Origin of the sequence: Pedobacter steynii (genome assembly GCF_001721645.1) — a bacterium.
Classification (GTDB): domain Bacteria; phylum Bacteroidota; class Bacteroidia; order Sphingobacteriales; family Sphingobacteriaceae; genus Pedobacter; species Pedobacter steynii_A.
Map to the genome: position 1 here is coordinate 3,170,861 of NZ_CP017141.1, position 11,805 is coordinate 3,182,665.

Annotated in this window: 11 protein-coding genes; all 11 read left to right on the forward strand. The window is 41.0% G+C overall.

The features are described from left to right. Positions 1–97: 97 nt before the first annotated feature. The 11 genes from BFS30_RS13260 to BFS30_RS13310 all read left to right on the forward strand — a co-directional run bounded on the left by BFS30_RS13260 (position 98) and on the right by BFS30_RS13310 (position 11,802). On the forward strand, positions 98–1,348 hold the full coding sequence (locus tag BFS30_RS13260) for a hypothetical protein (RefSeq protein WP_069379736.1): 1,251 nt from the start codon (positions 98–100) through the stop codon (positions 1,346–1,348). Positions 1,349–1,430: 82 nt separating this feature from the next. Beyond that, the gene (gene rpsF / locus BFS30_RS13265) at positions 1,431–1,793 is read left to right on the forward strand and encodes a 30S ribosomal protein S6 (protein WP_062550348.1); all 363 of its coding nucleotides are present in this window, start codon (positions 1,431–1,433) and stop codon (positions 1,791–1,793) included. After that, the gene (gene rpsR, locus BFS30_RS13270; protein ID WP_008244392.1) at positions 1,793–2,056 is read left to right on the forward strand and encodes a 30S ribosomal protein S18; all 264 of its coding nucleotides are present in this window, start codon (positions 1,793–1,795) and stop codon (positions 2,054–2,056) included. Before rpsF ends, rpsR begins: the two co-directional genes overlap by 1 nt. 10 nt (positions 2,057–2,066) lie before the next feature. Next, complete coding sequence (rplI, locus tag BFS30_RS13275; protein WP_062550347.1) at positions 2,067–2,510, forward strand: 50S ribosomal protein L9; 444 nt, start codon at positions 2,067–2,069, stop codon at positions 2,508–2,510. A 110-nt stretch (positions 2,511–2,620) separates the two neighbouring features. Then, the gene (gene mtgA, locus BFS30_RS13280; protein ID WP_069379737.1) at positions 2,621–3,343 is read left to right on the forward strand and encodes a monofunctional biosynthetic peptidoglycan transglycosylase; all 723 of its coding nucleotides are present in this window, start codon (positions 2,621–2,623) and stop codon (positions 3,341–3,343) included. Between the two features lie 40 nt (positions 3,344–3,383). Beyond that, positions 3,384–3,935 carry an RNA polymerase sigma factor gene (locus tag BFS30_RS13285; protein ID WP_069379738.1) on the forward strand — a complete coding sequence of 184 codons (552 nt, stop codon included), beginning with the start codon at positions 3,384–3,386 and terminating at the stop codon, positions 3,933–3,935. Positions 3,936–4,009: 74 nt separating this feature from the next. Next, positions 4,010–5,116 carry a FecR family protein gene (locus BFS30_RS13290; protein ID WP_083252035.1) on the forward strand — a complete coding sequence of 369 codons (1,107 nt, stop codon included), beginning with the start codon at positions 4,010–4,012 and terminating at the stop codon, positions 5,114–5,116. Between the two features lie 48 nt (positions 5,117–5,164). Then, complete coding sequence (locus BFS30_RS13295) at positions 5,165–8,473, forward strand: SusC/RagA family TonB-linked outer membrane protein (protein ID WP_237028755.1); 3,309 nt, start codon at positions 5,165–5,167, stop codon at positions 8,471–8,473. Positions 8,474–8,483: 10 nt separating this feature from the next. After that, positions 8,484–9,887, forward strand: a complete 1,404-nt coding sequence (locus BFS30_RS13300) for a RagB/SusD family nutrient uptake outer membrane protein (protein ID WP_083252314.1) — start codon at positions 8,484–8,486, stop codon at positions 9,885–9,887. A gap of 22 nt (positions 9,888–9,909) precedes the next feature. Then, entirely contained in the window at positions 9,910–10,935 is a 1,026-nt protein-coding gene (locus BFS30_RS13305) for an isoaspartyl peptidase/L-asparaginase family protein (RefSeq protein ID WP_069379741.1), read from the forward strand. Positions 10,936–10,944: 9 nt separating this feature from the next. Further along, a complete protein-coding gene (locus BFS30_RS13310) occupies positions 10,945–11,802 on the forward strand; it encodes a cyanophycinase (RefSeq protein WP_069379742.1) in 858 nt (285 codons plus the stop codon). Positions 11,803–11,805: the final 3 nt, after the last annotated feature.

Consider the following 11,805-nt stretch of genomic DNA (forward strand, 5'->3'; position numbering starts at 1 on the left):
GGAAAATAAAATGAAGAGTTGCTGAATTAAAGATCTTTGCATTTTTCGAGTACTGAAAATTTAATTTAGCTTTGCGCAAAAAATCCAAACTAAATTTATGAAACGCTTTCTTGCCTGCCTGTTTATGGCATTGCCTATGCTTAGTGTTGCCCAATCTAATTTCCATAAAGGATATGTGGTGACAAATTCGAAAGATACTTTAAAAGGATATCTTGATTATAAAGAGGGAAAAAACAATCCTGACTTTATTACTTTCAAAAGAGAGCTGAATGCCGCTTCAGAAACTTATAACCTCAAAAATTGCGCAGGTTTTCAGGTGAATGAAATGGTCACTTATCAAAGGCATCTGGTAAATATCAGTTCAGGTACTGATGATCTCTCGCTTCTTTCAGAGGTTGCAGATACTAGCTCAAGACAGGACAGCGTTTTTCTGCAGGTCATACAGGCGGGGCAGCGTGTGACTTTATTTTCTTATGAAGATCAGATTAAAAAAAGATATTTTATCCAGGATAAAGAAGAAAGAGTTCCGCAGGAATTAATCAGACAACTTTATCTTAATGCTGAAAATACATCAATTGTCGTAACAAATTCCAAATATGCCCGGCAGTTAATGTTGTTGTTAAGAAAATATGGAAAGTCAACCGACAAGATTGAGAGACGGTTAGCGAATCTGAGATATTTGCAGGGCGACCTGTTAGATGTAGTGGAACGCATTAATGACCAGCAGGCAGAAAAATCTAAATTTCCAAAATCAAGGTTTTTTGGCGGAGCGGGAATAAATCTGAGTTCTATAAGCTTCGGAGGAATGCATGATCTGGCGGCGTCGGATGCGAAATCGAAACTTTTTATTGGTCCGGCTATTACGGGAGGGGTGGACTTATTTGCAAATCCCGCGATTAGAAGGCTTCTTTTCAGAACAGAACTGACTTTAATGACGGCAAAGAATAAAATTTCCATTCCTAATAAAAAAGAGTTTTCATTTGAACAATTGGAGGCTGTACTTACTCCCCAAATCATTTATCATGTCTATAATGCAGATGACTTCAAGGTTTTTGTCGGTGCAGGTATAGGATTCAATTTCTCTTCTTACAAAAACCAGAAATTCATTGCCTATGATTTGGGTCTTTTTAATGGAGGGTATGACAGAGTAGAGAACCGTCCCGGTGATATGATAGATCTGGAGGCTTTCCATTTTAATTTTCCGATATCTGCTGGTGCAGTGCTGAACAAAAGGATTGAGCTTAATATGAGTTACAGTATGCCTTCTGGTATAACTCGTTATGGTTATTTTAACGTAAGAAAAGAGCGGATCCGGGTAGGTATTAATTATCTGTTTGGCAAATACTAAATCATTTGATTTTTAATATTTTAATTGCTACATTTGCAGCCCCGCATTTTGTGCGGGAAATAAACATAAATTAATCATAACAATGAATCAGTACGAAACTGTTATCGTTCTAACCCCGTTGTTGTCAGAAGAGGTTGCTAAAGAGGCACTAGCCAAATTCAGCAAAATCATCACTGACAGCGGAGCCGAAATTGTTCAAGAGGACAATTGGGGTTTGAGAAAATTAGCGTATCCGATTGAGAAAAAAGCAAGCGGATTCTTCCACCTTACAGAGTATAAATCTTCAGGTGAATTAGTAAGTAAATTGGAATTAGAACTAAAACGTGATGAGCGTGTTCTACGTTTCCTTACCATTAGATTAGATCGCCATGCGGTTGCGTATAATGAGAAGAAACGCAGTGGTGCTTTTAACAAAAAACCTAAGAAAGAGGAGGTTGCAGGATAATGGCTAAAGATCAAATACAATATGTTACCGCTCCAAAAGTGGACGATAACAGAAAAAAATATTGCCGTTTCAAAAAGAATGGTATTAAATATATTGATTACAAAGACGCAAACTTTTTGTTAAAGTTCATCAATGATCAAGGTAAAATTTTACCTCGCCGTTTAACCGGTACTTCATTGAAATTCCAACGCAAAGTGGCTCAGGCGGTAAAACGTTCACGTCACATTGGTTTGTTACCTTTCGTTGCTGACCAATTAAAATAGGAGCTGAAAAATGGAAATTATTTTAAAACAAGATATCAAATCCCTAGGGGAAAAAGATGATATCGTTAATGTAAAGCCAGGATACGGTCGTAATTACTTAATCCCTCAGGGATTTGGTCAATTGGCTACTCCTTCAGCGAAAAAAGTATTAGCAGAAAACTTAAAACAAGCTGCTTTTAAACAAGATAAAATTAAGAAAGATGCTGATGGTATCGCTGCACGTTTAGTAGATGTGAAGTTGACTATCGGTGCTAAAGCTGGTGAAACAGGAAAGATTTTTGGTGCTGTAAATACCATTATGATCTCTGACGCATTGAAACAACAAGGTTTTGATGTTGACCGTCGCCGTATCACTTTCGAAACTGAGCCTAAATTTGTTGGTGAATATGTAGCCAACTTAAACTTACACAAAGAAGTGAAAGTTAAAGTTCCTTTCGAAGTTGTAGCTGAGTAATCTTATCTGCACGATATAAAAAAGGGTTCTGATTCTTCAGAGCCCTTTTTTTATTGCTTTTTTTGTCGTTCTGGCAGGTTTGAATTCCTCAATCTTATTACCTTTGGGCAATGGCAACAAAACGACGCAAACCCACTAAATCTAAATCTCCTTTACTTAAGAAAATTACCGATATCCTGACTAAAGTCTTACTTTGGTTTTTGATGGTGACAGTATTGTGGGTATTGTTTTATCGTTTTGTGAACCCGCCAATTACACTTTTAATGATCCAAAGGAATATCGAACGGAGTACAGACGATAAGCCGGCGAAGATGGAAAAGAAATGGGTAGATTTCGATGATATGTCCGATAATATGAAACGGGCTGCAGTGTCTGCCGAAGATCAACTCTTTTTAAAACATATTGGTTTTGATGTTAAGGCAATTGAAAAGGCTTTTGCTACCAATAAAAAAGGTAAAAATATTAAAGGAGGAAGCACCATCTCTCAACAGACTGCTAAAAATGTATTTCTATGGCCGGGACGCTCCTGGGTACGCAAAGGCTTTGAGGCTTATTTTACCCTGCTGATAGAAATTCTTTGGAGTAAAGAACGGATTCTGGAGGTTTACCTCAATGTGATCGAAATGGGCGATGGAATTTACGGTGCTGAAGCTGCTGCACAAGCATATTATGGTAAGTCCTGTACAAAGCTCAGCAGGGCCCAGGCAGCGCTGATTGCCTCCTGTTTCCCGAATCCCAGAAGATGGTCTCCAAAGAACGCAACTCCCTATATCCGCCATCGCCAATACCTGATTATGAAGAATATGAGGCGATTGGGACCTTTGGATTTTTAACTGCTTAGTTATTCGAAAATTCCTATATTCACCCCTGAATATGGGCTTAGGCGATGATGACCACAATTATTGGGAGCAAATGCGCCTCGGCGATAAGCAGGCACTATTTGAGTTGTATAACCAGGAGTATTTTCACCTTATTCGTTTTGGACTGAAGATCAATGCCGATGATGAACTCATTAAGGATTGCGTCAATCAGCTTTTCCTGAACATTTGGGACAAACGGGAACGTCTTCATACTGTTGAAAATGTCAGGGCTTATCTGATGACCTCCCTTCGTCATTGTATATTAGATCAGTTGTTGTATGCCAATAAAACAAATGCTGCATTGAGTAAAATGGTTGCAGAAAAAGAATGGAGTGAACTTTCATATGAGGAAGTTCTCATCAGGATTCAGCAGGATGATCACCTCAAAGAAAAGCTTAAGATCGCCATCCGCCAACTGACCCCCCGTCAGATGGAACTGATTCAGCTTAAATTTTTTGAAGGCTTAAGCTATGAACATATTGCAGAAAAGACAAATCAGACCGTAAAAACAGCCTATAATACTATTTACGATGCGATTAAAGTGCTTCGGAAATTATTAAAATAATTGCGGTTAAAATAAAGTGCAAATTTTCTTAGGAAAAGAAGCGGATTTCTCCGTCTGTATGATAAAGCCTGCTTATGATACAGATGCCCAACAATGATTTTTATGTGGAAGAATTGATTTGCAATGAATCCTTTCAGGAATATTGCCTCGGCGTCAGTTTGGAAAATCAAATTTTATGGAGGGAATGGATTGCCAGTCATCCGGATCGGAGGGCCGATATCGCCGAAGCAGAAAGAATCGTAACTATTCTGAATGTCAGACAGGGAAGCAGGACCGCACAACTGAAAGCGCTCCGTTCAGGTCTGAAGCAGAAAGACAATTTTCAGTCGCTCATTTCCCTGAAAGAAGAGAAAGAACAAGCTTCAGGTGTTAAACGGATAACACCATTATGGCACCTTTATCTGGGAAGTACTGCCGCAATTCTTATCGCTGTTGCATTCCTATACTTTTATAAGCCTTCATTGTTTTATGTTGAAAGTAAAGTGGAGTCTATATCCGTACAATTCTCCTCAGGTAAATCCCCGCGTAAAACAATCATCCTGAAAGACGGTTCTGTAATTACATTGGCTAAGGAGAGTTCAATTCAGCTGACAGAAAATTTTGATTCCTCAAAAAGAGAGCTGTGGCTGACTGGGGAAGCTTTCTTTGATGTTAAGCATGATGCAGCCCATCCTTTTGTGATACACACTGTATTTAATGACATTAAAGTTCTGGGAACTTCATTCAATGTAAAAGCATATAAGAACTCAGGCTTCATGGAGACGGCGCTTATTCAGGGGAGTGTTCGGGTAGAGTCTAAAAAGTATCCCGGATATTTTGTGGTACTGAAACCCAACCAGAAGCTGATCACACCAAATTCCTCTGAGAAAGCTGCTGTTGCTAAACCAGCACTTGAATATCGCGTTTCCAAGTTGCAACAGGATCCTACAGACCCGGTACCTCAGGAAATACAATGGGTAAGGAAACGTCTGGATATTGACAATCTACCTCTTTCGGTCATTGCACAAAGATTACAGGAATGGTATGGTATCGAAATTATCATCAGTGGAGAAGATGTTAAAAATTACAGGTATTCGGGCGTATTTGAAAATGAAACCATTCTGAAGACACTGGAGGCACTACAGTTGTCTTATCCTTTTCAGTTTAAAATTGAAGAAAACAAAATCAATATAAAGAAGTAAGCCTGACCAACAGGAACCCGACGAACTAAACCACCAAACTAAACAGATATGAGAAGAGTATTACTGAGTATGAAAATCACAGGATTTGTGCTGCTGCTCCTGTGTATGCAGGTTTCCGCTGCCGGTTTTGCACAACAGAAGATTACGATCAAATTAAGAGAAAGCAGTATTAAAGACTTGTTAAAAGCTGTAGAAAGACAAACGGATTATCGTTTTGTATATAGCAACAGTGTGATGTCTGATCAGCGGAATGCACTTGATGTTACAGAAGCTTCATTGGATGAAACCATGCGCCTGATTTTGAAAGGAAGTCAGTTAACTTATGCACTGAAAGAGCACAATCTGATCATTGTTTATCCGGTTTCTTCTGCCACCGGTAAAAAGGATCTCGTGATTACAGGAAAGGTTGTAGATGAAGCCGGGCTTCCTTTGCCTGGAGTATCAGTAAAGGTAACAGGACTGTCTATTGCTACAATTACTGATGCCAATGGAGCTTATTCCGTCAGGGTGCCGGATGGGAATGCCAGTCTGGAGTTTTCTTTTATCGGTTATGCGAAACAGATTTTGAAAACAGATGGTAAAACTGTTCTTAATATTGAATTGAAAACGGATAGTCAAAACTTACAGGAAGTTACTGTAACAGGTTATACGAGCTATAACAGACAGCAGTCTGCCAGTTCTTCAGCGGTAGTAAACGGAAAAGATCTGGCTCAGACCTCCTTGTCTACATTTGATCAGGTTTTACAGGGAAGGGTTTCCGGCTTACAGGTATCTTCCGGTTCTGGTCAGCCTGGTGCGAGTTCAAAGGTCATCCTTAGAGGAATCGGGACCATCAGTGGAAATACTACCCCTTTGTACGTTCTGGATGGAATCCCTATAGAAGATGCCTATTTTCAGACATTGAATCCTTCAGATTTTGAAAGTGTAACTGTATTAAAAGATGCAACTTCAAAAGCACAATATGGCTCCAAAGGAGCAAACGGAGTGATCGTTATCACTACAAAAAAGGGAAAGTCAGGTAAGGTTCAGTTCAACTATAAATCACAGTACGGACTATCTAAACTGACTTCTCCGAAGTTTAATATGATGAAGACTGCCCAGCGGTTGCAGTTTGAGGAAGAGATTGGTCTGGAGACGGGAGCCGAGATCGGTCCGGGTTGGGAATTTTCAAAAAAGAACCCTGATTATGCTGCTAAAACTCCACAGGAACAGCGCAGAGCTGATGCCATTCTGGATAGCATTGGTAAGATCAATGCGAATTGGAAAGATATTTTTTTTCGGACCGGAAAGTTCACAGAACAGCAGGTAGATGCAAGTGGTGGAAATGAGCATGTACGTTTTTATAGTTCCTTAAATTATTACAAACAGGATGGAATTGCGGTCAGGTCAGGTATGGAACGTTACTCCCTTAGGAATAATGTAGATTTTAGTGCGGGAAAACTTTCTGCAAGTATCAACACGAATCTTGGCTATTCGGAATCAAGTATGATTGAGAATGAAGGAGAATCGAGTGGAAAGAACCCATTATCAGCGGTGTATTATGCTTTGCCTTATGAGTATCCTTACGCGCCTGACGGAACATTGATTCATAATGGGAATGCTGATGAGTACGAAATCTATGACCAGCGCGAGGGTAGTAAAGCACTGGAAAGGTTGTTAAATACAACCAATAAGAACAATCAGTATAAAACCATTCTGAGCGGATCTTTAAACTATAAAATTACTCCGGATCTAACTGCAAAAACAAGGTTTGGAGTTGATTTCAGAGAAACGACTTCAGAACATTTTGTGAGACCGAATTCTTATTCAGGGTCTCAGGAGAATGGAGAGAAGGGGAGTTTTGGTGAAAATCTGCAAAGGAATTTTTCGATGATTTCTACTTCCGGGCTAACCTATTCAAAAAATATTGACCGTCATAGTTTTGAACTGACCGGGCTCTACGAGATTACCAAACAACACCGCAGAGGTTTCGGTTATAAAGCTTTTGGGATTGATTCCCGTTTACCGGAAACTCCGGCAGGAGGAACTCCGGGGTCGGCAGAGAATTCCTTTATTCCGGAGTTTAGCGGTGGGCGGACAAAAAATGCATTGATTTCTTACATTGCCCTTGGGCGCTATACCTTTAATGAGCGTTATACGTTGAATGCGAGTTACCGTTATGACGGTTCTTCGACCTTGCCTGTCAAAAACAGGTGGCATGGTTTCTATTCCGCAGGTGTCGCCTGGAATGTGAAAAAGGAAGATTTTCTGGCCAATTCGGAATTGATTAATGAACTGAAATTTCGGGCCAGTTACGGAACCACAGCCAGCCCTTTTCCTGGTAACTTTACCTATTTATCGGCCTATTCTACTACCTCTTATGGTGGACAAGGAGGGATTTATCCCAGCGCATATGGAAGTGTGGACTACGATTGGGAATATGCAAAAGATCTAAATATTGGTTTTGATCTGGATCTGCTGGACAACAGGATTCACCTGGTAGCAGATGTGTATCATAAAAAAACGGAAAATCTGTTTCTTGACCTTCCGGTTTCCCTGACTTCAGGTGTAAATGCCTTGCCTTTGAATGCAGGTTCAATGAGGAATCGTGGAATTGAGGTGAGTCTTGGGGTCGATTTGATCAGAACCGACGCGTTGAAATGGAATGTAGGATTGAATTTTGCCTACAACCAAAATAAAATCCTGTCGCTGGCCGGATCTGAAGGTTTTGAACAGGGCGATTCCGAGATTGTCAGAGAGGGCCTGGCCTATGGGTCGCATTATGCTCCTAAATGGGCCGGAGTAGATCCAAAAAATGGAGATCCTTTGTATTATGATCAAAACGGGAACATCAGCACGAATTACAATGCAGCCACAATGAGCGTTGCAGAGTTCGGGAGTCTTTATCCTCCGTTTACAGGGGGATTCAATACTTCGCTGAATTATAAGGGCTTTAACCTTTCTGCTTTATTCAGCTTTGCCAATAATGTTTTCAGGTATAACAATGAAGATTATTATAATGAAAACCCGGATTTTGGCACAAGTGCACAGTCAATCAGAATGCTGAACAACCGCTGGAAAAAGGAGGGTGATCAGGCCATCCTGCCGAGGTACGATGCGGCGAGAAGTTTTTCCTCTAAAGATATTCAGAATGCTTCTTACCTCCGTCTGAGGAATGTGAACCTGAGCTATGCGCTTCCTAAATCTTTGCTTTCAGGGACTAAATTTATCAGTGGCGTAAATGTATTTGTTCAGGGAAATAACCTCATTACCTGGACGAAGTGGAAAGGTTTTGATCCGGAGGACAGCGATGGGGAGGCTAAGTTTGATTACCCAAGTTCCAGAACCTACACTTTTGGTTTAAATGTTAATTTCTAATCGTATGATCATGTTAAAATATTATAGCAACCGAATTTTCTTTTACACATTATGCTGTGGCATGATGTTCCTTAGCTCCTGCAGTAAAGAGCTGGATTTACTGCCTTCAGATAGCTTTGATGACAGCAGGGCTTTTAATACTGTTGAAGACCTGAACGGCGGATTGATCGGGGTTTACGCCTCTTTAGGTACAGAGGTCATCAGCAATGTTTCTCTTACTTCTGATGAATGTAACCTGCCAAAAGAAAATTCTACCGGGCGTGGGATAGGTACTTACCGTTGGCAATATGATGGTTCTAGTGGTACCATTACTGCCGGATGGGGGAGTAATTATACCAGCATTGATATGGTAAACAGGGCTTTAAATCAGGTGGATAAGGTGAAAACCAGACCTGCTGAGGAAAACCTTAAAAAGCAATATAAAGGGGAGATGCTGGCATTAAGAGCCTATTGCCATTTTGAACTCCTCAGAAATTTTGCTTCTGTTTATGAAAGCAATGGAATGGGCGTTCCTTATATGGAAATATCTCAGGTATCTCGTCCTTCCAGATTAAGTTTCGGGGCCACGATAGAAAAAATAAAAGCCGATCTGCTGGCTGCTAAAACACTCATTCCTGCTTCATTTGATGATCGTACGAGAATTACATTGATTGCTGTATCTGCGATTCAGGCAAGGGTCGCTTTGTATGAAAAAAACTGGGATGATGCCTTGAAATACAGTACGGAGGTGATTGATGCTGCACCGCTTGCCAACCGGGGTACATTCCCTTTAATCTGGAAAGATAAGGCAGAGGATGAAGTGATCTGGAAACTGAAGAGAGTAAGTGGCGATAGCCGTCTGGGAGATTTTTATTACGATACTGATGATGTGGTACTTTATGCCCCTGCATTTGAGCTGATCAATACTTACGATCAGGTAAATGATATCAGGTATGCGGCTTACATTAAATTTGATGATACCAGAGGTGTTGGTACTTCAAATTATAGTGTGAACAAGTATCTTGAGGGAAGTACAGGCAGAACAAATCTTTGTGATGTGAAACTGTACAGAACAGGAGAAATGTACCTGATCAGGGCGGAAGCTTATGCCGGGAAGCAAAACCTGCCCTTGGCGGGGAAGGACCTCAATACCCTTCGCGCGACAAGAATTACAGGATATACGGATATTGTTTTTTCAGATCAGGTATCGTTAAAAAATGCGATTGTACAGGAAAGGTATAAGGAACTTGCTTTTGAAGGCCACAGATTTTTCGATCTGCGCAGAAATGGATTGCCGGTAACAAGAGAGCCGGCAGATGCAATAAATGCTTTAGGTTCAGTAACTTTAACTTCAGCAAACAAACAATATGCCTATCCTGTACCGAATGCAGAGATCAGGGCAAATTCGAATGTGAACCAAAACCCATTATATTAACCTAACTTATAAAAAGAACCACATGAAATTTAAGCTTAACTATTCCCTTTTCTGCGTATTGATCTTTACGTGCATGGCAGTTTATGGACAAAAGAAGTATGTGATGGTCATCCATGGCGGTGCGGGTACCATATTGAAAAAAAATATGACTCCTGAAAAAGAAGCAGCTTATATTGCCGATTTAACCAAAGCGCTGCAGTCGGGCTATGAAGTAATTAAATCAGGTAAAACGAGCCTCGATGCAGTCGAAGCTGCGATTCATGTGATGGAAGACTCTCCGTTGTTTAATGCTGGAAAAGGAGCTGTTTTTACACATGAAGGAAAAAATGAGATGGATGCTGCAGTAATGGACGGAAAAACTTTATCTGCCGGATCTGTTGCCGGTGTGACGGTGATCCGTAATCCCATCAGCGCGGCGAGGGCCGTGATGGAAAAGTCTGAGCATGTCATGATGGTTGGTGCAGGTGCAGAAGCCTTTGCAAAGCAGTCCAAACTGGAAATTGTAGATCCTTCCTATTTCTATACGAAAGAACGCTGGGATGGTTTACAGAAGGCAATTAAGGAAGATTCTTTAAAGTCGGTACTTGATCATGGAAATAAAAAGACGATGAAGCTCGGTACCATTAACAAGGATTATAAATTCGGGACCGTAGGTGCTGTTGCTCTGGATAAATCAGGGAACCTGGCCGCGGGTACTTCTACAGGAGGAATGACGAATAAAAGATATGGAAGGGTTGGAGATGCACCCATTATCGGTGCCGGAACCTATGCCAATAACGCAACCGCAGGAATTTCCTGTACAGGATGGGGGGAGTTTTATATCCGTAACGTAGTGGCGCACGATATCTCTGCCATGATGGAATATAAAAAGATGTCTGTAGGCGATGCCTCGAAAGCAGTTCTGGCTAAGGTCGGTAAAATGGGCGGTGACGGTGGTTTAATTGCGATGGACCGGGAAGGCCATGTGGCCATGCCCTTCAATACAGAAGGAATGTATAGGGGGACGGTGACTGCGGACGGGAAAATAGAAGTGCTGATTTATAAATAGGTGATGTCTATGAAATCTATTTTTATAAGGCCTTTACTGTCCTGTGCATTGATGTTGACTTCCCTGATGGCATTTGCTCAGCAGCACCATACTCCCAAGGGAAGTTTGTTTATCATTGGTGGAGGAGATAAATCCCCGGAATTGATCCGGGAGCTCATTAAAACGGCTGATATGACTTCAAAAGACTATGTAGTGGTCTTGCCTATGTCAAGTGGTTTTCCAGAAGGTTCTTTTGAAGCAATTCGAAAAGAATTGGCCGTAGCTACCTCCCACCACATAAGCTGCCTGAACTTCGATGCTTCAAGCGTAAATGACAGGAAATGGCTGGACTCTTTAACCGGAGCACGATTGATTTATATTACTGGAGGTGATCAGAATCGCTTTATGAAGGTTGTGCTGAATACCCCGGTATATCAGGCAATCCATGAAGCTTATCGCAAGGGAGCAACAGTTGCAGGGACTAGTGCCGGAGCTGCGGTAATGAGTAAGTATATGATTACAGGAAAACAACTTTTGGGAGATACGGCCTATAAGGCAACATTTGATCAGCTGAAATTTGGAAACATTGAGTTCCAGGAAGGGTTGGGCCTGCTGGATTCAGTCATCATAGATCAGCACTTTGTAAAACGAAGCCGGTACAACCGGTTGATATCTGCATTGGCGGCACATCCTGGTTTCGACTGCATCGGTATTGATGAGGGAACGGCAATCATTGTAAGACAGAAGAAAATCCGGGTAGCAGGTGAAAGCCAGGTGTTGAGAATTGCAGGTCCCAAAGAATTAAAGGTCACTAAATCGAAACACCTTAAATTGATAAATCTACAATTCAGTCTGTATACTGAAGGAGATACATTCTATACGAAATAAAGC